Origin of the sequence: Pedobacter africanus, assembly GCF_900176535.1 — a bacterium.
In the GTDB taxonomy this organism is placed as follows: Bacteria; Bacteroidota; Bacteroidia; order Sphingobacteriales; family Sphingobacteriaceae; genus Pedobacter; species Pedobacter africanus.
In genome coordinates this window covers 405,034-428,810 of the sequence record NZ_FWXT01000002.1, presented here as the reverse complement: position 1 = coordinate 428,810, position 23,777 = coordinate 405,034, and the positions used below count along the sequence as shown (strand labels likewise).

The 23,777-nt window shown below is 39.3% G+C and carries 13 protein-coding genes; 1 reads left to right on the top strand and 12 read right to left on the bottom strand.

The features are described 5' to 3' along the window. Window positions 1-43 precede the first annotated feature (43 nt). The 5 genes from B9A91_RS16170 to B9A91_RS16150 form a co-directional block, all read right to left on the bottom strand. Window positions 44-2,653 (bottom strand): S9 family peptidase, encoded by a 2,610-nt coding sequence (locus tag B9A91_RS16170; protein ID WP_084240044.1) that lies wholly within the window; start codon window positions 2,651-2,653, stop codon window positions 44-46. Beyond that, window positions 2,640-4,031 (bottom strand): RagB/SusD family nutrient uptake outer membrane protein, encoded by a 1,392-nt coding sequence (locus B9A91_RS16165; protein WP_084240043.1) that lies wholly within the window; start codon window positions 4,029-4,031, stop codon window positions 2,640-2,642. Before B9A91_RS16165 ends, B9A91_RS16170 begins: the two co-directional genes overlap by 14 nt. Window positions 4,032-4,042: 11 nt before the next feature. Next, entirely contained in the window at window positions 4,043-7,339 is a 3,297-nt protein-coding gene (locus B9A91_RS16160) for a SusC/RagA family TonB-linked outer membrane protein (protein WP_200815677.1), read from the bottom strand. Window positions 7,340-7,600: 261 nt separating this feature from the next. Then, entirely contained in the window at window positions 7,601-8,767 is a 1,167-nt protein-coding gene (locus tag B9A91_RS16155) for a FecR family protein (protein WP_084240042.1), read from the bottom strand. 91 nt (window positions 8,768-8,858) lie between these two features. Beyond that, window positions 8,859-9,449, bottom strand: a complete 591-nt coding sequence (locus B9A91_RS16150; RefSeq protein WP_084240041.1) for an RNA polymerase sigma factor — start codon at window positions 9,447-9,449, stop codon at window positions 8,859-8,861. Between the two features lie 174 nt (window positions 9,450-9,623). Between B9A91_RS16150 and B9A91_RS16145 the strand changes: the two genes are divergently transcribed. Then, a complete protein-coding gene (locus B9A91_RS16145) occupies window positions 9,624-9,818 on the top strand; it encodes a hypothetical protein (RefSeq protein WP_084240040.1) in 195 nt (64 codons plus the stop codon). A 75-nt stretch (window positions 9,819-9,893) separates the two neighbouring features. Here the strand turns inward: B9A91_RS16145 and B9A91_RS16140 are convergent, their stop codons facing one another. The 7 genes from B9A91_RS16140 to B9A91_RS16110 form a co-directional block, all read right to left on the bottom strand. Continuing rightward, a complete protein-coding gene (locus tag B9A91_RS16140) occupies window positions 9,894-12,512 on the bottom strand; it encodes a S9 family peptidase (RefSeq protein ID WP_084240039.1) in 2,619 nt (872 codons plus the stop codon). Further along, window positions 12,499-13,890, bottom strand: a complete 1,392-nt coding sequence (locus B9A91_RS16135; RefSeq protein ID WP_084240038.1) for a RagB/SusD family nutrient uptake outer membrane protein — start codon at window positions 13,888-13,890, stop codon at window positions 12,499-12,501. The genes B9A91_RS16140 and B9A91_RS16135 overlap by 14 nt, the downstream gene beginning before the upstream one ends. A gap of 16 nt (window positions 13,891-13,906) precedes the next feature. Further along, the gene (locus tag B9A91_RS16130; protein WP_144008964.1) at window positions 13,907-17,209 is read right to left on the bottom strand and encodes a SusC/RagA family TonB-linked outer membrane protein; all 3,303 of its coding nucleotides are present in this window, start codon (window positions 17,207-17,209) and stop codon (window positions 13,907-13,909) included. 235 nt (window positions 17,210-17,444) lie between these two features. Further along, complete coding sequence (locus tag B9A91_RS16125) at window positions 17,445-18,605, bottom strand: FecR family protein (protein ID WP_084240037.1); 1,161 nt, start codon at window positions 18,603-18,605, stop codon at window positions 17,445-17,447. A 103-nt stretch (window positions 18,606-18,708) separates the two neighbouring features. Continuing rightward, a complete protein-coding gene (locus B9A91_RS16120) occupies window positions 18,709-19,299 on the bottom strand; it encodes an RNA polymerase sigma factor (RefSeq protein WP_084240036.1) in 591 nt (196 codons plus the stop codon). Between the two features lie 399 nt (window positions 19,300-19,698). Further along, window positions 19,699-22,356 (bottom strand): S9 family peptidase, encoded by a 2,658-nt coding sequence (locus B9A91_RS16115; RefSeq protein WP_084240035.1) that lies wholly within the window; start codon window positions 22,354-22,356, stop codon window positions 19,699-19,701. 15 nt (window positions 22,357-22,371) lie between these two features. Then, the gene (locus B9A91_RS16110) at window positions 22,372-23,772 is read right to left on the bottom strand and encodes a RagB/SusD family nutrient uptake outer membrane protein (RefSeq protein ID WP_084240034.1); all 1,401 of its coding nucleotides are present in this window, start codon (window positions 23,770-23,772) and stop codon (window positions 22,372-22,374) included. Between the last annotated feature and the right edge of the window lie 5 nt (window positions 23,773-23,777).

The window sequence follows — 23,777 nt, the reverse complement described above, 5'->3', positions numbered from 1 at the left end:
TGAAAATTCTCAAATCCGTATATGAAACCTTGGTTAACAACGTTCAGTTTTTGTTCATCCAATCCTGTTTTTCACCTCCCTTCAGGTAATAATCAAACCATTGCATAATTCGTTCACTAAGGTCGGCCGCGTTTTCCTTTTTTTCCAGTTGATGTCCATCTTCCGGATAAACCAATAGAATATGTTCCTTATTTGCCCTGCGAAGTGCCAGGAAAAACTCCATAGATTGTAAAGAATTGATCGTTGCATCATCTTTACCAGCCCATCCTAATAGAGGTGTTTTAACTTTATCCGCTAATAAGACAGGAGAATTTTTCAAATAGCTTTCCATATCCTCATACAGTGATTTGCCAATTCGCATTTGTTGATCTTCAAACCTAAAAAAATCCGGCCTCATGGTCTCTTGTCCAAAATACAAATATGCACTTACCAGATCAGTCCATGCTGCACCGGCAACTGCAGCTGCAAAACGATCTGTTTGGGTAATAATTAAATCGGTCTCATAGCCACCAAAAGAATGCCCGATAAGCCCTATTTTATCTGGCTGCACGTCGCCTTTTACAATAACGGCATCAACGGCTGAAAGCACACTTTTTGTTACTGATTCCTTTAAATTTCCAAATTCATAATTGATATCAGGATACAATACAAAATAACCTTGAAGTGTAAAATTGGTCACGTTATTACCAGCACCGTTGATGAGGGTAGGATTTTCGTAATCATGAATATAGGCAAACTGGCGTTCATAGATATTGACCACCATAGGATATTTTCGGCCAGATTGGTAACCTGCTGGATAAAACAGCACACCTTTGGTCTTTATGCCGTTCACAAAGTATTCAATCCGCTCACTTTTACCCCAATGATATTGATCCTGATGTTTGTTACTGCCTGCAATCTCTTTAGTTTTACCATCATAGAGCATCAATTTTGGCGGAGATGAAAAACTCTCCTCTAAGTACATAAAAGTGTCCATATGCTCCGCTTTACTAACCTGATGAAGTTTTTTGTTTTCCCACAATAAGTCTTTAGGTCCCAGTCTGGAACTCAAATAACTTATTCCAGTTGCACCTATGTCTCTGTCTGAGGTGGTTAACAGTAAACCCTTATTTGGATCAAGTGTATACATATTTGATTCGGCACCTGCATTGTATATCCTAGAATCAAATTTCACACGATAGGTCTTTTGTATTTCTCTTCCTTTGGTCAACCTTACTTTTACTTTTCCATCCAAAGAAATTTTCCAAAGGTCATACCGATCATAAAGGATAACTTCTCCCTTGGTGGTCCATCCCCCAATTCCATACGGGGCATCTTCCTGTGGGATATTGGTATATTCTACAAAAAAAGAATTATGCAGGCTTGTTGTTATATTGGTATGTAGGTCTGTTTGAATATCATAAATCCACCAGTGTCCTTGTTTTGCATAACACAGGTAACGCCCATCAGGTGACCTTGAGGGAATATAATCTCCAAGAGTATAACGATCTATAATACTTTTCTTCTCTCCATTTTTTAAATTGACCAGATATAAATCGTAAGCACCAATTTGTCTCGTCTGAGGCTCGTATGCGTTTTTATCATAAGTAAAAGCATAATTGTAATCCGCACTCAAAAAACCACTTGGTCGGTCCTTATCGGTTAGCTGAAGTACACTGTTGTGCTTTAAGTCCCAAACTGCCAATTTATCAGACATTACATAGTCTCCCAAAAGTTTTTTGGAACCAAATAACTGCTTATCCCCGGCATTCCAAACCTGTACTGCTTTAGGATCAATAAGATTGGATTTTATTTGATTTTCTTTCAGCCAAAAAAACACTTTCTCCCCATTTTTTGATATCATCAGGTTTTTAAACCTCCCATCTGAAATCTTCATCTCAGCAGGAAATCCAGTAGCTTTTTTCTGATCGAGCCTATTCAGTTTATCCTGCAGTAGATGATATACGAAAATCTCAAATCCCTCTGTTAAAGCCTCAATAAAGGCAATTGAATTTCCACTCCAAACAAAGTTTTTAAAGGGTGCCTTGTGATTAGTGGTAAATGTTTTTCTTGAAGCAAGATCTTTAAACAAAATGAATTCCGCACTATAAACATTATTTTTTGCTACGCAGTAAACTATACCATTCTCTGAAGGTTCAAATCGGTATTGAGCAATATCTAAAACCTTTTCGACTACCGACCCAGTTCTATCCCTAATTTCAAGTGTAAATTTCTGATCAGTCTGTTTGAGCAGCACTATCAAAAATTTTTGATTTCCGGAAAAAGCGAAATTAGCTGCATGCGGAATTTTCAAGCTTTTCCCTGATTTCAATTCCACTAATGTAAGCGTATCGCTTTTCATACAAGCAAAATCTGTGTCTCCATTGAACTTTCCTGATTCTGAGCCAGCAAAAACATACTTCTTATGTCCATAGGTTTGTTGAACTACTAACGTATCCTCCCCGGTATGCTCATACCAAGAGCGGTAGCTAACCCAGTTTGCCTTATCAGAAATTTTATCTGGCACCAGATAGCCCCACAAAGGATATTCACCAGGTGTTAGCAACCTCTTTTTATAAACCTGTCCATAAAGGTTAGTTGAGGACACAAAAAGATAGATTAAACTTAAATAAGCCCAGAAATAAGATTTATATCTTGGTTTAATAGCCTGCATTTTGAGGTTTTAGATTAGGATTAAGTGAAATTTCAGATTGAGGAATTGGTAATACACGGTCGCTGGTTTCCCATTTTGGCTTTACCGGCGACAAGACCTGATCCAGCTTTCCAGTCCTTTTCAGATCAAAGAACCGGTGTCCGAACTCGGTAAACAACTCCAGACGTCGCTCCTGTATAACAGCCTCTATAATGTCCTCAGAAGTATTGGCTACCGAATTGGACAAACCAGCCAAGTTCCTAACTTTGTCTAAGTCATCCTTCGCTTCTGAAAGGTTACCCTGATGGGCCCTCGCCTCTGAGCGGATGAGGTATTGCTCAGCTATTCGAAGCACGACCGAATATTCCTTGGAAGAACTGGTATTGGACTTCTCTTTGTATTTATAAGGATGATACCATGTTGAAGTCCCATTTGTCACCCTTTTAAGCCACTGTTCCCGGCGAAGGTCATTAGCAGCGAAAGCGCCAAAAAGCGATGCACTGATTGCAGTTGAGGGCGGTGGTCCGGTCAGGAAAATAAAGATATTACCCTGATAGGTATTTTCTACACCTGTTTTAGGCATCAATTGCCATATCGTAGCAAGACTTTCCTTTAAAAACACGCCATTGATATCAGTAGGCCATTTGTACAACTCAGATTGGCTTAAAACTGCAGAGGACGCTGTAACGGCCTCATCCCATTTCTGCATATAAAGGCACACCCTTGCCAGTAATGCCTGAGCTGCCCATTTATTGGCCCTCACTCTTTCTGCTCCAATATATGCAGCAGGTAAAAATATAACCGACTGTTCCAGATCTGATTTGACCAAAGCGTAGACCTCAGCTTCTGCCATACGCGAAACCGTTTTATTTTCCTGATAGTTGGTTGTTTTGATGTAGGGGACCCGACCAAAAGTATTGACCAGATTAAAGTGGATCAGCGCCCTTATAAAAAGGGCTTCCCCGGTAAGCTGCTGCTTGTCGGCGGGTGCAAGCGCCACAGCTTTCCCCACCCCTTCTATAACCGAGTTGGCCGCATAAATTTGGCTATAGCTACTTTCCCATAGCTCGGCAATTGCTGCGTCGGTAGCACTAAGAGAATTGTTAAAAAATTTTGCCTGTATCGCTAGAGCGGGCCCGTAAAACTGAAATTCATCAGCATAAAGCGCCAATTGGTTCGATAGCCCGGAATTAGAGCCCGTAAGCAGACCGTTATCCCTGATCTTGGAGTAGACATCTACCATTGCCGCATTTGCCGTGGATTTACTTTCAAAAACGCTGCCAGAGGTCAATTGCGAAGATGGCAAATCTACTTCTGTAAATTTACTGCAGGCCGGTAGCAAGCATACGATTGCCAAAAGCAGTATTAGAAGGCCTATATTGAAATGAAATATTTTCATAAAACAATGGATTAAAAAGTTAACTGGATACTGCTGGAATAAACCTTTAATGGAGGTAAATAGCCTGGGTTTTTAAATTCGGGATCTATGCCCTTGTACTTGCTGATCGTCAGGACGTTTTGTCCTTGGAGACTGATCCTGCAGGTAAATTTTTTGGTCCAATTCTTTGGCAGTTGATAAGATAAAGCAATATTCTTAAGGCGTATATATGAGGCATCACTTACTGCAGCATCACTCGAGCTAAAGAGATAACTGGCAAGTTCGACATCTTCATCGCTATCGCTATAGCGCTGATAGGGGCCTAAATTTCCCGGAGCCTGCCAACGTGCAAGAACACCAATGGGCTGATTAGTCATCGTACCAGCCATTCCGCTGAAAACATTGTAGTTCTCCTGTTTGACAAATTGAAGAAAAAAATCAAGGTTCAGGTTACCGTAATGGAACTGGTTCTGAAGGCCTCCATAGAACTCTGGGTTCAGGTTTTTAAATATCCTTTGATCATCGCCATAATAGATGGCACCATCACCGTCAAAATCCTCAAACTGATAGATTCCGGTAAGGGGATTGAGTCCAGTATAATGGAATGCCTTCATGATATTTGTAGACTGTCCTATTACATACTGATTGTTGTAGGTCGATGATTCAAGTCCTGGAAAGGATACCAGTTTATTCTCACTTTTGGTAAGGTTGAAACTACTGGTCCAGCTAAACCGGTTGTTTTTGATATTCACTGTGTTTATGCTCAGCTCCAGACCACTGTTCTGAACCACTGCATCAAGGTTCGCATAAATGGAAGAGAACCCCGTAGTGCGAGGCAGCGGGATACCGACGAGCTGATTAGACGAGCGGTTTTGAAACCATGCAAATGTTGTCGAAATCCGCCCCTTTAAAAAACCCATTTCCAGCGCCAGCTCTGTTTTTTTGTTGGTTTCCCAGCCAAAATCAGCATTAAACAACCTGCTTGGCTGAAGCCCGGAAAGCCCTTGATAGGTCATCCCTGAAGTGCCGTAGGTATCCAAATACTGGTAATCTCCAATTTGGTCGTTTCCGCTAATACCATAGCTTGCCCTTAATTTCCCAAAACTTAAAAAAGAAAGCGCATCTTTCACCAGGCGCTCCTCACTGAACAACCATCCGGCACCTATGGCCCCAAAGTTGGCGAATTTCTTACCCGGCCCAAAACGGCTCGAACCATCACGTCTGCCAGTCAGGTTCAATAGGTATTTACCATCCCAATTGAAATTAACCCTCGCAAAAACAGCCTGATATTTATATAAACTTTCCTCACTGCTTAAAATCCTGTAAGTGGTCGCTGATGCAGGATTAGCCATCAGACTGTTATTTGCAAATCCCATGGCCTGATTAACCACTTTATCCCCGTTCTGCTGCTGGAAAGTGGTTCCAAGGAGTGCATCTATTCTAGCATCTCCTAAATTACCCATCCAGCTAAGCTGTGGCTCTATAATCCAAGAGCTACGATTTAACTTATTTGTAAAAACAATTGACCTATCACTGCCTGATCCAAACGCCGGATTACGGATCGTGTTTGGCACCAGGTTAAATTGCTGTTGATTGAGGTTGGTGTATCCGAAACTGCCCTTGGCAGTAAACCCATAGCCTAGATCATAGGATGCCAGCGTATTGGCTATAAAATCATAGGTTTCCCCCTTGATCTTATTTTCTAACACAGCTACCGGGTTATTAAAGGTATTATTTTCCCAATTGAGCTTACCTGAAGCATCATACAGCGCAGGTGCATTTGGAACGAGCGTTGTTGTTACCGAAGTTATGTCTATCGCTGGCAAACTATTGCGCTGAGCGGTAAATCCAGTAGCAAAGCTAGCCTTAAAGCGTTTGTTATCCGAGGCATGGTTTACACTCAGGTGCCCCCCGCCTTTAAGATAGTTAAAATCGCCTGGAAAAACAGTTGTTTCCCTGCTGTAATTCCCGCTGAGCAAAAACTGGGTATTTGCTGATCCTCCCGAAAGTGAAGACTGCAGATTATTATAACTTGCCGTACCCCCGATCAGCTCTTTCTGCCAATTGGTATTTCGGTTCTGGTCCCAAGTCCCATTTATATCATAAGCATAAGATGGATACGCCGTTACCCCATCATTGGCAAAGGCTTCCCTGCGCACCGTTAAATATTCTGGGGTCTGCAGCACATCCATAAATCGGGTAACCTGACCAATCCCGCTGGAATACGTTGTAGAAAAGGCAGTTTTACCTCCGGCCCCTTTTTTGGTGGTAATCAACACCACCCCATTGGCGCCTCTTGAACCATAAATAGCAGTCGCATCTGCATCTTTTAGCACTTCTATAGAAGCAATATCTCCGGGGTTGATACTGTTGAGCGGACTATTCTCAGCAGGCATATTACCCGAGGTCACGTTGCTGCCAATGCTCTGGGCAGAATAAGGCACCCCATCAATAATATATAGTGGTATGCTTCCATTGAATCGCAAACTGTTCTGTCCTCGTATCTCAATCTCAAAACCACTGCCCGGCATACCCGTGTTCTGTACGATATTTACACCCGGCATCCTTCCCTGCATGGTTGCCAAAACATTGGTAACCGGCTGGTTTTCGATTTCCTTTGAAGTTATTCGCGAAATACTACCTGTCAACTCTTTTTCTTTTACCGAATAATATCCAGCATTAACGGTTACTTCCTCTAATTTCCCAATGGCCAATTCCATTTGTATACTACCCAAATCCTTTGAAGCCTTTACTTCTTTAATTTGATAGCCTATATAAGAAATCTGTAGTACAGCATCATCTGAAATGTTTTTCAAGGAGAAAAACCCATTGCCGTCTGAAATAGTGGTAATAGAAGATCCTTTCGCCTTAATCGTCGCCCCAGCAATGGGTTCCCCATTCTCGTCCACAATCTTTCCGGATACGTCTATAGTAGTAAAGTAATCAATGACTTTATCAATAACAGACCTCTCTTTCTCCTTAATTGTTACCGTTTTCTCATTGATATTGTAAGTTAAAGGTTGATTCTTAAAAACCTGTTTTAGAACCTCTTCGAGATCTTCAGCTGTCACGTTGATATTGACAGGTTTAGCAATCTTTAATTGATTTTCGGTACATAGAAAAACATAACCACTTTGGTTCCTTAATTCCTTAAAAATTGTTTTTAGTGGAGCATTAGATTTAGAAAGTGTAATCTTCTGAGCAAAGCCAGAAGCGCTGACTTGCAGAAAGGTAGCTATTAATATCACGGTGGTTAATCGCATAATGAGCCATATTTTTGAAGCATGCCGCAAGAGCATACTATTCTCTTCAGTATAATTTTTATACATTTGTTTAGTTCGGTTTAACAGTTTGCCTATTGTTTCGAAGCTTGGGCATCCTGTGATGTTAGTTGATAATTTATTGTTAACGGAGCTGAACGGAGCCAGGAGTGTTAGTCGCACTTCTGGTTTATTCACTCGTATTCAGCCTCAGCTTTCCTGTCGTAATCTTTTTTGCATGTTGTTTTGGTTTTTAACGTTTGTGCATCTCCCTTTGTGCTAAAGAGGGCTTCGCCGTTAGATTAATAAATGGTTAATTGTTATAACTTGTTATTTTGAAACATATATTTTCCTTCCTTCAATTTTGAAATGAACTTTACCAGTTGACTCAAGGGATTTTAAAACTTTAGAAACCTTATCAAACCTTGACACGCCACCCCAGAATTTTTCATCGGTTATTTCCCCAACGTACTCTACGTCTACATCGTACCACCGTTCGATCATCCGCATAACAGTTTGGATATTTTCACTGTCGAACATAAACTGGTTGTTTTTCCAGGCAACTGCAACAGCCGCGTCAGCTTCACTAACCCTAATATTCCCATCACCTGATAAAATCGCCTGTTCGTTTGGCTTAAGGATTTTACTGTTGTTTGATGAGGAAATTTTCACGCTCCCTTCTAGTAAGGTTGTTCTTACGTTTGACTCGCTGCTGTAAGTATTGATGTTAAAGTGAGTTCCCAGTACTTCAACTTCTTGGTTAGCCGTTTTTACAATAAATGGATGCGCCTTGTCTTTAGCTACTTCAAAATAGCCCTCTCCAGTAAGGGAAACTTGCCTCTTATCTAATTTTCTAAAACTTGTAGGATATTTAAGAGAAGATTCTGCATTTAAAAACACGAGGGTTCCGTCAGGCAAACGCACCTGTGTCTGTTCCCCCCGTGTAGTTGACAGTGAATTGTATGCTGAATTATTGGAACCATTGTCAGTAATTTCGTATATAATTTGTCCACTGGCATTTTTAGAAATGCTTACCCCGGCCTGAGTCGCAATGTTCCCTGCCAGGGCATCATTGATCAAAATCTTTTGTCCATTTGCCAATGTTAGCGTAGCCCCATTCTTACCTGGTGCAATATCATTAACAATCTCAGTTGATTTAGAATTCTGAGAGCGGGTCTGGAAATAAAGGTATCCCCCGGTAAAAATAACTATGGCAATAGATGCCGCAACTGCCCATTTCGGCCATAGCTTAACTTTACGCGGTAATTTTTGTGGGGAACGGATAATGTCATCTAATATTTCCCTGGAGTTTGATATCTCCTGTGAAGCATAAACTGGTTCAGAAAGCTTGCCCCAAACCTCATCGAAATAACTTTTTAAAAACTCTTCATTCTCTTGGTCTGACAATAGTTTCTCAAATTCTTCCTGCTCCTCTGCTGAAGCAAGTTTATCGCGATGAAGTTTATAAAGTGCTAATAGCCTTGGATTATCTTTCATAAGTCGGCAAATTTTTAACCGTGTTTTCACACTAAATCAACATGCTCTTTCTTATATGACACGCCAGAAGTTCCTTAGGGGATATGGAGGATTAAAATAATTTGAAAATAATCAATAATGCTGCTACATCAGTACGCTTTGAAATATAAGCCCTTAAAAAACGCAAGGCCAATTTCATGTAAGTCTGCACACTTAAAGGAGACAAATTAAGCTGCTTTGCAGCCTCTTCATATTTCATCCCCTGCTGATGACAAAGTTGATAGACCAGCTTCTGCTGAGGCGGCAAAGCCTCAATAGCCTCCTCCAGAATTTTTTTTGTGTCTTTTAGAATGATCTGCTCTTCGGTCTCATTGTGCTCTTCAAGCCATTCCCTTCCCAATGCTTCACTCGCATTTTGCTCCAGCTTCAATCGGCGAAGCATATTGTAGGAGATGTTCCTGCTTGTTACCCGCAGGTATGCATCTAGGTTTTGAATAGCATTCAATCCCTCTTCCATTTGCCAAAGCTTTAGCATAGTTACCTGCATAACCTCTTCCGCAAGAATTTCTGAGTTCAATAATTGTAGGGCGAAACCAAATACCTTTTTATTGTACTGATTATATAACAAGCCGAAAGCATACTCATCCCCTTTGGCAACTTTTGCCAATAACTCTTGTTCGCTCTGTAGGGGTTTTATTGGCATAAAGCTTGCGTAAAGCTAATTTACGGAATTATAAAGCCCAATTATAGGTATATTTTTTATACAAATAATTTACTTATTTGATTTTATCTATAAAACACCCCTATCCTAAGCCATATTTCGCTTCCAAATACCCTCAAGTTTTAATACCTTACAAAAAATAAACAAACTTAAATTATGAAAAAAATAGCTTATGTAATGATTCTCTCGGTGTTTCTTTTGACCTCTTGTAAGGACGAATTTACAGATAATATAAACATAAAAGCAAAAGAAGATAATCCAACAATACAAAAGGTTGAGCCTATAAAATCAAAAATTATGAGTCAGGATAAGCGTAAAGATAGAGATTGGGAAACTTCGGTTGGACATTAACAGAACAAGCTAAAAGAAATAGCCTATACTTCCTTAAAACTGGAGGTATAGGCTTTGGTGGTATCGCGGCAAATATTATCTTACATAGTCGCTATTCATCCAACCTTGCCTTTTTCCATCTTTCAGATAATAATCAAACCATTGCATAATCCGCTCGCTAAGGTCAATTGCATTTTCATTTTTATCAATTGTATGCTCTTCCCCAGCATAAATTAACAAAGTATGCGCTTTATTTGCTCTTCGCAGCGCTAAATAAAACTCCATGCTTTGCAAGGAATGAATATGTCGATCATCTTCACCTACCCATCCCAGCAGCGGGGTAGTTACTTTATCTGCCATTAAGACTGGAGAATTATTCAGATAAGCAGGCATATCCTCAAATAATGATTTCCCTATTCTCAATTGATGGTTCTCCGTCCTAAAAAAATCCGGTCTTTTCATAAGTGGGCCTTCATACAAATAAGTACTCACCAGGTCTGTCCAAGCTGAACCGGCAACTGCTGCTGCAAATCGCCCTGTCTGGGTAAGGATCAAATCCGTTTCGTAACCACCAAAAGAATGTCCGATAAGCCCTATTTTATCAGGATAGATACTCCCTTTTGCAACAACAGTATCCACAGCGGTAAGCACACTTTGGGTTACAGACTTTCTTAAATTACCGTATTCATAATTGATGTCCGGATATAAAACAAAATAACCCTGATGCGTAAAATTAGTTACGTTATCCCCATCACCTTGTATTAGGCTAGGATTTTGATATTCATGTAAGTATGCAAACTGTCGCTCATAGATACTTACAACCATTGGGTATTTTTTTCCAGTCTCATATCCTGCCGGGTAGAATAACACACCTTTTGTTTTAATACCGTCCACTGTATAGTCGATACGTTCATTTTTACCCCAGTAAAATTGATCTTGCTGTTTGTTGGTTCGTACTAATTCCTTGACTTTCCCATCATACATCATGAGCCTGGGTGAAGATGTAAAGCTTCGCTCTAAATATATATAGATGGCTTTATTCTCGGCCTTATAAAACAGATTAGTTTTTTTATTTTCCCAAATGAGTTCCTTAACGCCTGATTTTGGATTCCAGGAACTTAATCCACTTGCGCCAGTTTCTTTGTTAGCCGTGGTAAGCATCAAACCCCTATTCAGGTCAAGCTTATTCTTTTTTGCTTCTATGTTTATATTGAAAGTACTCGAAAAAGTTTCTATCCGAAAAGTTTTTTGTATTTCCCTTCCCCTAGTCAACCTCAATTGTTCTTTACCATCCAAAGAGACTTTCCATAAATCATACCTATCATAAAGAATGACATATCCATCTGTAGTCCATCCCCCAATCCCGTAAGGTGCTTCTTGTCCTGGACTATTTGTATCCTCTGTCAAAAATGAATCTGAAATGCCTAAGGTTATATTGGTATGCAAATCCCGCTGAATGTCATAAATCCACCAATGCCCCTGTTTGGTTGCGTAACAAAGGTATCTTCCATCAGGTGATCTCGATGGAATATTATCAAAGGCATATTTTTCAATGATACGTTTTCTTTTACCACTATTTAAATCAATCAGAAATAGGTCGTACGGCCCATTTTGTTGAGTTTGAGGCTCATATGCATATCTATCATAAATGAATGCATAGTTATAATCCGAGCTTAAAAATCCAGTTGGCAAATCCTGATTAGTTATTTGAAGCACACTTTGAGTATTTATATCCCAAATTGCCATTTTATCAGACAGGGCATAATTCCCAAAATATTTCTTTGAATCGAACATTTGCTTATCCATCGTATGCCAGATTTGTAATGCTTTAGGACCAACAAAATCAGATTTGATTGTAGTATCCTTCATCCAGAAAATTACTCTTTTACCATCATCCGATAGATTGAGATGCGCCATTGGTGCGTCGGAAACCTGCATTTGGGAAGGAAAGCCAGTGACTTTCGTTGGATCCAGCAAACTAAGCTTATCCTGTAAAATATCATAAACAAAGAGCTTAGGGTGTTGACTTAAAGCTTCAATAAAGGCAATTGAATTTTCCTCCCAGACAAGCTTTTTAAACATTGCTTGACGATCAGTGGTTACTGTTTTTTTCGAAATGGCATCTTTAAACAGCATGAATTCTACATTATAGCCATCATCTTTTGCCGTGCTGTAAACAATGCCATTTCCAGAAGGGTCAAAAATGTATTGGGCAATGTTTGAAACCCTTTGAACAACGGAACCTTGCCTGTTCCTGATTTCTAAGGCATTTTTTTTGTCGGCCTGCTTCAATAAGATAATAATAAATTTTTGGTTTGCTGAAAAAGCGAAATTAGCTGTACCAGGGGTCTTTAACTGTTTTCCCGATTTTAAATCCTGCAAAATAAGCGTATCACCTTTCAAACATGCAAAATCTGTTTCTCCATTGAACTTTCCGGTAGCGGAACCAGGAAAAACATAGCTCCTATCATCGTTTGTATGTTGAACAACTAATGTATCCTTCCTTGTGTACTCATAAAATAACCTATAGCTGGCCCAATTGCCATTACTTGAAATTTGAGCGTTAAAAAGCTTACTCCATAAATGGTAATCTTTGGGTGTTAGCATACTTTTCTGCTTCACCTGTGCAGAAAGGGACAAACAGGAAACGAGCAACAGAATAATAAAAAGTGAGCCCTTAATATAGATCCTATATGTTGAATTAATATCCTGCATTTTGAGGTTTTAGATTAGAATTAAGTAATAGTTCAGATTCAGGAATTGGAAAAAGCCGGTCGTTGGTACCCCACTGTGGTTTTATGGGAGATAGAACAAGGTCTAGCTTACCCGTTCTTTTGAGATCAAAGAACCGGTGACCAAATTCTGTAAACAACTCCAAACGGCGTTCCTGTAAAACCGCCTCAATAATTTCATCAGCGGTATTTGCAGTAGAATTACCCAAGCCCGCTAAATTTCTGACTTTATTCAAATCTTCTTTAGCTCCGATAAGGTTACCCTGATGAGCACGAGCTTCTGCACGAATAAGGTATTGTTCTGCTATCCTTAATACAATAGAATATTCCTTAGAGGCGGTTGTAGTTGTTCGCTCTTTATACTTGTAGGCATGATACCAGGACGAGTTCCCGTTCGTAACTTTGTTTAACCATTGTCCACGACGCAGATCATTATCAGCGAATGCGCCGAAAAGTGCGTTAGTAATGGCAACTGAAGTCGGAGGTCCCTGTATAAAGATAAAAGAGTTGCCTTCATAGGTATTTTGTGTATTAGTTGCGGGCATCAATTGCCAAATGGTCGAAAGGCTCTCTTTAACAAATACTGTATTCAGATCGGTTGGCCACTTATATAAACTTGATTGATCCAGCACAGACGAAGATGCTTTGGCAGCTTCATCCCATTTTTGCATATATAAACACACTCTTGCCAGTAATGCCTGTGCCGCCCACTTATTTGGACGTACTCTTTCTGTGCCGATGTATTGAGTTGGGAGAAGCGTAACCGATTGCTCTAAATCTGATTTGATCAAACCATATACTTCTGCTTCTGGCATTCTACCAGCAACTCTGTTTTGCTGGTAATTTGTCGTTTTAATATATGGAATCGGGCCGAATGAATTAACTAAGTAAAAGTGGATTAGCCCACGTAAAAAAAGTGCCTCCCCCATAAGTTGGTCTTTATCTAAAGTTTGCAGGGCTAATGATTTGTTTATTCCCTCAACTGCTGAATTTACCGCATATATTTGATTATAGCTTTCCGTCCATAGTGTAGATGTTTCATTTCCTGTAGCGATAAGTGAATTGTTGTAAAAATTTGCCTGTGCTGAAAGTGCCAGCCCATAGAATTGAAGTTCATCAGCATACAGCCCAAGTTGGACAGATAAGCCACTGTTGAAACCTGTAAGCAATCCCCGTTCCCTGATTTTGGAATAAATATCAGTAATGGCAGCATTTGCTGTGGCCTTGCTTTCAAAGACAGATCCAGTACCTAATTGGGAAGATGGTAAGTCTACATCTGTAAATTTACTGCATGCCGCAACAGAACAGAAAATGAACAATATCAGCAATGAACGATATATCTTAGTATAGAATATTTTCATGATAATTGAAATAAGATTAGAAAATTAATTGAATGCTGCCGGTATATATCCTTAACGGAGGCAAATATCCACCAACTCTAAATTCAGGGTCGATTCCTTTGTATTTGGTAAAAGTTAACACATTTTGTCCTTGAAGACTTACCTTACAAGTGAAGTTTCTAGTCAAGCTTATAGGAAGCTGATAGGATAAGGCAATATTTTTTAGACGAATATAAGAGGCATCACTATAGGAAGCGTCACTTCCAATTAATCTGGTATTAGCAGTAATACGGGTTCCGTTACTGTTGCTATAACCTTGATATGGACCTATATCATTCGGTTTTTGCCATCGGGAAATTACCGCAATGGGTTGGTTATTCATCGTACCGGGCGTAGGATTTGAAAAATTCTCATTGAGATTTAACTGTTTAACAAACTGGAATAAAAAGTCAAGTTCAAAACCACGATAATGAAAATTGTTCCCTAAGCCACCATAAAACTTCGGATTCCGGTTTATGATGGTTTTTGCATCGTCAACAGCAGATAAAATACCATCATTATTCACATCCTTAAATTGATAGATGCCAGTTAAAGGATCAACCCCGGTATAATGGTAAACCTTACTAATGTTAAGAGGTTGGCCAATCACAAATTGATTTTTATAGGTTGATCCTTCAAGCCCGGGAAATGAAATCAGTTTATTTTTTCCGCTAGTGAAATTAAAACTAGTCGTCCACCGAAACTCCTTACGTTTAATATTTTCCGTGCTAATGCTAACTTCTAAACCCCTGTTCTGTACAACAGCATCCAAATTCGACTGAATTGATGAAAAACCAGTTATAGCTGGTAGTGGGATGCCTACTAGTTGGTTATCCGAAATGTTATTATACCATGCTATTGTTGTTGAAACCCTATCATTAAAAAAACCTGTTTCAAGCGCTATTTCTAACTTCCGGTTACTTTCCCAGCCAAAATCAGGATTAAATAGCCTATTTGGTTGTACTCCAGCAATCCCTTGATATTTATTTCCTGAAACACCATACGTATCCAGGTACTGGTAGTCACCGATCTGGTCATTTCCACTGATTCCGTAGCTTGCACGAATTTTTCCAAAAGTTAAAAAAGGAATCTTCTCTTTCGTCCAGTCCTCCTCACTAAATATCCAGGCAGCACCTATAGCACCAAAGTTGCCGAATTTTTTACCAGGACCAAATCTGCTTGAACCATCACGTCTGCCGGTAAGATTCAATAAATACCTACCTCCCCAATTTAAATTTATCCTCGTAAAAAAAGCCTGGTATTTGTACAAATTTTCCTCGCTACTCAAAACTGTATTAGTTGTTGCAGAAGCCGGATTGTCAAGCAAACTATTGTTTGCAAAACCTCTATAATAATTTACAAGCTGGTTTCCCTTTTGCTGTTGGAAAGTTGTTCCAAGAAGAGCAGTTATAGCCAATTCCGCAATCTTTCGATTCCATGTCAACTGAGGCTCGGCGATCCAGGAATTGCGCTTTAAATTATTGATAAAAGCAGTCGCAGATTCAGTCCCCAAACCCCAAGCCGGATTAAAAATCGTGGAGGGTTGTAGATTTGATTGTCTCTGATTGAGATCCGTGTAACCAAGATTACTTTTGACAACAAATCCTGAACCCAGGTCATAAGACAGTAATGCACTGGTTATTAAATCAGAAGTATTTCCTTTAATTTTTTGCCCTAAACCAGCCACCGGGTTGTTAAAGGTATTGTTTTCCCAATTTAAATTACCAAACTTATCATATAAGCTCGGGGCATTTGGAGCAAGAGTTGTCGCCACGGTAGTAAGGTCTACAGCAGGAAGGTTGTTACTCTGTAACGTATAACTTGCCGATAAAGACAATCGGAAACGCTTGTTTTCTGACACGTGGTTGATGTTCAAAAGCATCCCTCCTTTAACATATTCAAATTTGCCTGGAAAAACAGTGGTTTCCCTACTATAATTTCCGTTAACTAGAAACTGCGTTAGAGCAGATCCACCTGAAAGTGAGGATTGCAAATTATTATATGTTGCTGTACCCCCGATTAACTCTCTTTGCCAGTTTGTATTACGGTTCTGGTCCCAGGTGCCGTTCACATCATATGCGGTCGAAGGTAATTGGGTTACACCGTCATTAGCAAAAGCCTCTCTACGCATCGCTAAATATTCCCTTGTCTCCATCACATCTTTAAAACGAGTAACTCCTCCGAATCCACTAGCATAATTGGTGCTCAAAGAAGTCTTACCAACTTTTCCCTTTCTAGTGGTAATCAAAACTACTCCATTAGCTCCCCTGGATCCATAAATAGCAGTCGCATCGGCATCTTTAAGCACTTCTATTGAGCTAATATCTGCTGGATTAATGCTATTAAGCGGACTATTTTGCTCAGGCATATTTGACGAAGTGTTACTATTTCCAATACTTTGTGAAGAATATGGCACACCATCAATAACATAAAATGGCCTATTACCATCGTTTCTTAGACTATTTTGACCTCTTATCTCAATTCGGAAACCACTACCTGGCATGCCCGTATTTTGCGTAACGCTTACACCAGCCATTCTTCCTTGCATAGTTGCCAGGACGTTAGTTACTGGTTGATTTTCGATTTCCTTTGCAGTTACATGAGCAATACTTCCTGTTAACTCCCGTTCTTTAACCTTATAATAGCCCGCATTCACAGTAACCTCATCTAACTTACCGATTGCCAATTCCATTCTTATATTACCTAAATCCTTCAAAGCTTTAACGTTTTTAGTTTGAAAGCCTAAAAAAGAAATTTCTAGAACTGCATTTTCATCAACATTCTTCAGGATAAAACTTCCTTGTTCGTTAGATATAGTAGTTATACTTGTCCCTTTAACCTTTATAGTGGCTCCCGCAATTGGCTGCCCATTCTCATCTACAACTTTACCAGTAACATCAATGTTCTGAAATCGGTCAATAATACGCTCAAAAATATTGGGTTCTTCCTTTGGTTTTATAGCAATCGTTTTGCCGTCAATTTGATAGGTATATCCCAAACCTTTAAAAGCTTGATCTAACGCCTCCTCCACAGAAACATTATTGACTACTACCGTTACTTTTCGGGATTTTGAAAAGGTTTTTCCGTCAGAATATATAGCAAAGCCACTTTGTTTTCCGATCAAGCGTAAAACGTTATCTAAAGATGTATTCCGCTCGTTGAGCGTAATTTTTTGCGCCAGTCCGGCTGCGCTCACCTGCATCAGGCAGGCTATGATGATCACCGTGGTCAGTCGCATAATCAGGCATATTTTCTGGTATAGCCGCTTACGGCTACCAATTACTTCAATAATTTGATACATTTGTTTAGTTTTTGGTTCTTGCAGTAACCTTTTTCTTTCCAGGGAGCAGGAAACTGCGGTAATAGGTTAATATTTATTATTGGCCAAAGCCAAAAATCTCAGCCAGTCCACTATGGGCTGGTTGATTTGTTTTAAGCCATTAGCTCTGCCTTCGTAAAAATTTACTCATCCCTTTTTAGTTTAATGGTTAATGGTTCGGTTAGTTTGTCGGTTTTCTCACAGGATAATTTCATTTTTATTTATAGACGTAAACTTTTTTTCCTTCCAATCTAAATTTTACCTGTCCAGAGTTTTCGATCAGTTTTAGTATAGATGATAATTTACTATCTCTGGGAATCCATCCCCAAGCCTCAATATCCTCAGGAACGGATTTGTCATAGATTACTTCGACATCGTACCAGCGAGCGATCTTTCTCATCGCTACCCTGAAATCTGTCTCGTCCAAATTGAACTCTCCATCTTTCCAATCGGTCACACTTTCTATATTAGCTTTTGATATTCTGATGTCTTTCCCGTTATTTTTTGCCTGATAACCTGGCTTAAGCATTTTTTGATGGGAGCCCGAGCTCACCTTTACTGATCCTTCCACAAGCGTCGTCGCTGTGATCGGTTCATCAGGATAAGCATTTACATTAAAGTGCGTACCTAAAACCTCAATCTGCTGGCCAGCAGTACTGACTACAAAAGAATGGGATTTATCTTTAGCCACTTGAAAATATGCTTCCCCAGAAAGCGTAACGCTACGTTTACCATTTTTTATCAAATTCGCTGAATAGGTCAGACTTGAGGCAGCATTCAACCAAACGGCAGACCCATCTGGCAAACGCACCTGATAAGTCTCTCCGTTGGAAGTAGACAGGGTATTGAATTTGTTGTGCTCTGCACCCGTTTCTTTGAGTTCGTAAATCAATTGACCATCCTTGGTTTTTGTGATCGAAACCCCTGCCTCGTTAGTAAGCTCACCATTAACCGCATCGTCCAAACGGATTTTTTTACCGCTGGCAAGAGTCAATGTTGCACCCATTTTGCCCGGATCAACATCATTTATCTGTACCGTTTGCTGATTATTTCCTCTATTATCTTTGTTGATGTACAATAGACTACCTACGCCTATAGCGAAAGCAATAGAGGCGGCAACGGCAATGCGTGGCCATAGTTTAACACGCGTAAGTTCAGGCTTACCTATGATTTGGTTGAAGAATAAATCTGATTGAGAGCCGCTAATGGAAATACGTTCTTCTGGCAGAATACCGTGCCATGTCTGTTCCATCAGTATTTTGATCGGTTCTTCCTGTTCACGGGACTGTAAAACAGTTCCCCATTGCTCACGTTCCTCTTTATTGAGCGAATCGTTTAGGTAACCCTTATGGAGATAGTCTAATCGCTGTTGATCCATGTAATTAATTATTTGTTAGCAGAAAGTTAATATAATGCTAACCCCTCTTTTATACATAGACGCTAAAACCGTAGTGGTACGGGCAATGGAAAATCAATTTTATTTAAAATAATTTTAGAATGATCAGCAGAACAGCCAAATCAGTGTTGCTAGCGACATAAGAACGCAGCGAACTCAAGGCCAGTTTCATGTGCCGATGTACCGTTTGGGGAGAAATACCCAATTGTTCAGCCACTTCATCGTATTTTAATCCCCCCTGATGGCAAAGCTTATATACTAATTTTTGCTGTGGCGGTAAGAGGTCGATACCACGTTCCAATACCTGACGGGTATCATCCAGTAGTATCTTTTCTTCGGTTAGGTTTTCTCTTACGTCATCAGAAATCTCAATAGGCTGTACAAAACGATTTTCCCTTTTGAGCTTCCTCAAGGCATCGAATGAACGGTTACGGGTGATGGTAAGGATATAGCTTTCCAGATCATTAATCGTTAACAGCTTTTCCTCCAGGTTCCAAAGCTTAAGGAAAACCTCCTGCATCACTTCTTCTGCCAGCTGTCTTGATTTTAAATATTTGTTCGCAAAAGTCAGTACCTGTGATTGATAGGATTCATAGATAATCTTAAAAGCCATCTCATCCCGCTGGCTTGTTCTGGCCAGCAACGACTTTTCGTCTATGAGTGGTTTTTTGATCATTTTCTATCCCTGCGCTCTTATAAATTTACAAAATTTAACGCCAATGATAGTTATAAATATCCACATTCGATTTTACTACAGCTATTTTTGGCGTTATATTTGATTTTTGCCAAGTTCGGACTGATTATTTCTCGAGGTGGGAAATTAAGGGGAGATATTTTAAAAAAATAAAATGTAGAAATTTAAAATGGAGGTTACTATCCAGCATTGCCTCCATTTTAGTCTTAATTAACTATTATTTACCTAGATTATTCTTGCTATGATCACTAATTCTGCGCCTCATCTAATTTTTAAAGCTAATACAACCAAATGAAACAGAGATAATAAGGCAAAGCAGTAGCCTTTTGAAATTATTTTGATCATTCTATTTTTTAACTTAGTTGATTTTGTTTTATAAAACTAATTCACTGGCACAGGCGCTGTACCTTTTGCAATCCATTCAATGGATTTATCATCTTTTAGAAAATAATTAAACCAATCTAACATCCGGTTTGTCAAATCTTTCCTATTTTCAGAATCTAAAAGCGCATGCCCTTCGTTAGGATATTGTAACATGATGCCCTTTTTACCCAATCTACGTAACGCCAGATAAAACTCCATGGTTTGATGCGGATCAACTTGTGAATCGCTCTTGCCAGTCCATAATAAAACAGGTGTCTGCACATTTTGAACATGAGCGATCGGAGAATTGGCTTTATACAGTTCTGGCAACTCATATGGACTTCCCCCCATATTCCACTGTTGATTTTTAAAGCGCCACATATCCGGCTCTCCAGTATATGGATTAATGGTGTGATAAAAACTGATCAAATCCGTAATACCTCCACTTGCAATGGCTGTAGCAAATAGATTGGTCTGAGTAATAATAAACGCGGTTTCATAGCCTCCTAAAGAATGTCCTACTAATCCAATTCTGGAAGGATCTACAACACCTTTTTCGATTACTTTTTTAGTTGAAGCAATTACGCAATCTGTAGCAGAAACTCCTGGACTTCCTTCCAACAGCTGTATATCAGGCATAAAGACAAAATATCCTTGACTATTGAGCACACTAGGATTGATTGAAGATGTTTCGTAACCTGGATTTTCGTATTTATGAAGATTGCTGGATTTTAATTCATAGATATCTACCACCATTGGATACTTTATTTTAGGATCATAATTTGCAGGATAGAATAAAGCTCCCTTTAACGCTACACCTTTGGAGTTTTGATAGGTAATCAGTTCAGACTTCCCCCAGAAATAATCTTTTTGTTGCGGATTACTTTCAAAAAATACTTTAGGGGTTGAAGAATGAGTAGTTGACACTAGACGTGGTGAAAGATCAAATTTCTGCTCAGAGAAAAAGATTTTTTTTCTAGAACCATTATAATTAAGATCATCAACTTTGCTGTTCCCATAAATAATTTGCTGTTCAGCAGTTTTAACATTCCACCTGTAATAACCCGTTTTTTCATCCTTACCTCTTGCCAGCAAAAATAGATCTTTAGACAAATCAAAAGCATCAACTACCAAACCGCTAAAAACTACATTTTGACCAACTTTGTTTGGTTCCCTCGCAATACGATAGGTAATTCCAAGTTCTCTTCCTTTTGTCAATCTTCTAAATGATTTCCCATCCGGTGTGATTGCCCAAATATCATACTGATCGTAAAGTATAATCTCTTTATCGCCAATACTCCATCCAGGATTACCAAATGCGGATTCAGGAACCCACCCGTCCGTTTTTCCCTTGAAACTTTCTCCCAAGGATATGGTAAGATTTAAATGAGTTTTAGCCGAGATATCATACACCCACCAATCTTTGCCTTTGAAATAAACGAAATATTTTCCATCTGGAGATAGGTTTGGATACCTAGGGTCATATGGATGTTTTTTTAAGATAAGCGTTTTTTGCTGTGTTTTAAGGTCTTTGATATAAAAGTCTCTAGGCCCGTATTGTTCAAACTGAGGTGCGTATGCACTAGGACTTGATAAAACAGCATAGTCAAAATTTCTTGTAATCATTAAATCTGGAAGCTCCTCGGAATTAATTTGGATAATTTGATCCAAGTTAGGTATCCACATCGCTACAGGAGGAACTAAATTATAATTCACATAATTCATATTTTTTTTGAAAGTGAGTTTATCATTCATGTTCCAAACCTCCACATTTGATTTTGGCTTGCTGTTGGAAATTACAGGTTTGTTTTGCAGAGAAAAAGTTATTCTCTGCAGATCATCCGAGATTTCTATAGGAGTAGTTGCACGGCCAGAAATCGACAGGTTATTTGAAAAATACGAGTTAGCAGCAAGAACAAGTTCGTAACGCTTATTTGCAGCAATAATATAGTAAACAAGTGACTTAATCTCTTGCTCGCCAGACTGACTAACAAAAGCTAAGGCCTCCCCATTTTTCTGCCAGGTAAAATTATCAAATTGGTTTGCTGTATCTATGGCCAATTGTTTTTTCTCATTTATCTTTTTAAGATCAACAAGCGCTATCTCATTGGTGGTATGTCTTTTAATTTCTAGCAACAAGTGATGCCCTTTAGGGCTGAGCTTAAAATTTCTCACATCAGCTATTTCTTTACTATTTGATTTAATTAGCGATCGAATAATTAAGGTTTCCCCTTGCTCTTTTGAACTTCTTATTGCAATTAATCGATCCGTTTCTTTACTATAAGCAAATTCCTTTATTCCAGTTATCATCTCCCTATTTCCAGTTTTTAAGTTTTGAATAGCGATTTGACTTCCTGACTGACAGACAAAGAAACTGTTATTTGTGAAAATGCCTTGCCCACCTGCTGGAAAAACGTAAGTTGAGTTGTTGTGAATATTCCTTACAAATAAAGTATCCTTGCTATTTTCGTAGAGTACTTTGTAGCTTGCCCAATTTTCATCAGGAGAAACCCTGTCCAAACGTGCTGAATGCCACAAATGATAAACCGAAGGTGTCAAGTTTGCTTTGGGCTTCACCTGCCCGTAGAGGGGGCAGGTGAGCAATGCCAGGAAAATAAAAGCAATCGGATTTGAATAAACAAAAGATGATTTTGTATATGATTTCGTAAAGTTCATGAAGTTTTAAAGATTTTAATACCCTGGATTTTGCGGGCGTAAATTTGGATTGGTATTCAGTTCTTTTTCTGGGATCGGGAATAGACGATCTGTCGTATTCCAACCCGGTTTAATGCCAGACAGATTAACATCTAGCTTTCCAGCACGTTTAAGGTCAAAAAAACGATGCCCGAGTTCAGCAAAAAATTCCCAGCGTCGTTCCTGCAAAATCGCATCCAATAACTCTGCTTTGGTATTTGCTACTGTATTATCCAATGTCGCACGTTTCCTGATTTTGTTCAAATCATCCTTAGCCCCCTGCAAATTATCCAACTGGGCCCTCGCCTCAGCCCTGATCATATACTGCTCGGTCAAACGAAACAGCACAAGATATTCCTTTGATACGGTCGTAAAAAGCATTTCCTTGTATTTAAAAGGATAATACCATGTTGAATTGCCACTTGAAACCGACTTCATCCATTTAGATCTGCGTAGATCGGTATTAGCAAAAGAGTTCACCAGTACCGAATTTAGAGCAGTATATAAGGGAGGACCTGCACTAAGTATAAACAACTCACCTTCCCATGTATTTCTATCGCTAGTTGCAGACCTCAACTGCCAAATGGTTTCTTTTGATCCGATCAAAAACAAATTATTCAATTCATCTTCAAAAGAGTATACACCACTTTGGCCAATTATCGAACTTGCAGTATTCTCTGCCTCAGACCAGGATCCCTGATACAGATAAACCTTCGAGAGCAGTGCTTTTGCCGTTAGCTGATTAGGGCGGACTTTATTAGCAGAAATATAATTGACAGGTAGCATCGCAATTGCATTTTTCAGATCTGCAGCCACGAGATCATAGACCACTTTTATTTCTGTTCTAGCCATCAAACGATTGACCTTATAATCTGTTTGGGTTACATAAGGGATATCTCCAAAAAGATTCGACAGATAGAAATGTAACATTCCCCTAATAAAAAGCGCCTCACCCTGAAGCTGCTTTTTCTGGTCAGCGGTAAGAAAAGTACTTGCTGCTGCTCCTTCAAATACCGCATTTGCCGCATAGATCTGGCTGTATGCGGAATTCCAAAAACCGGATATATAGGTATTTGATGGCAAGAGTGTATTGTTGTAAAAGTTAATATATATCTTAGACGAGCTCTCATCGTAAGCTACCATTTCATCGGTATAATTCGCAAGTGCCCCTGTCAATCCAATTCCAGCTCCTTCGCTGAACATGCCCTGATCTCTTAAATTACCATAGATACTGGTAAGTGCAGTTGTTGCTGTTTCGTAGTTTTCATACACCGAGACGTTGGACAATTGAGATTGAGGCAAATCAACTTCAAGAAATGAATCGCAAGAAGTAACCAGCATTGCAGAGAGTATGATGATCCAAAATTTGAATTTTGGAGTAGAATATTTCATTTTCATAATAA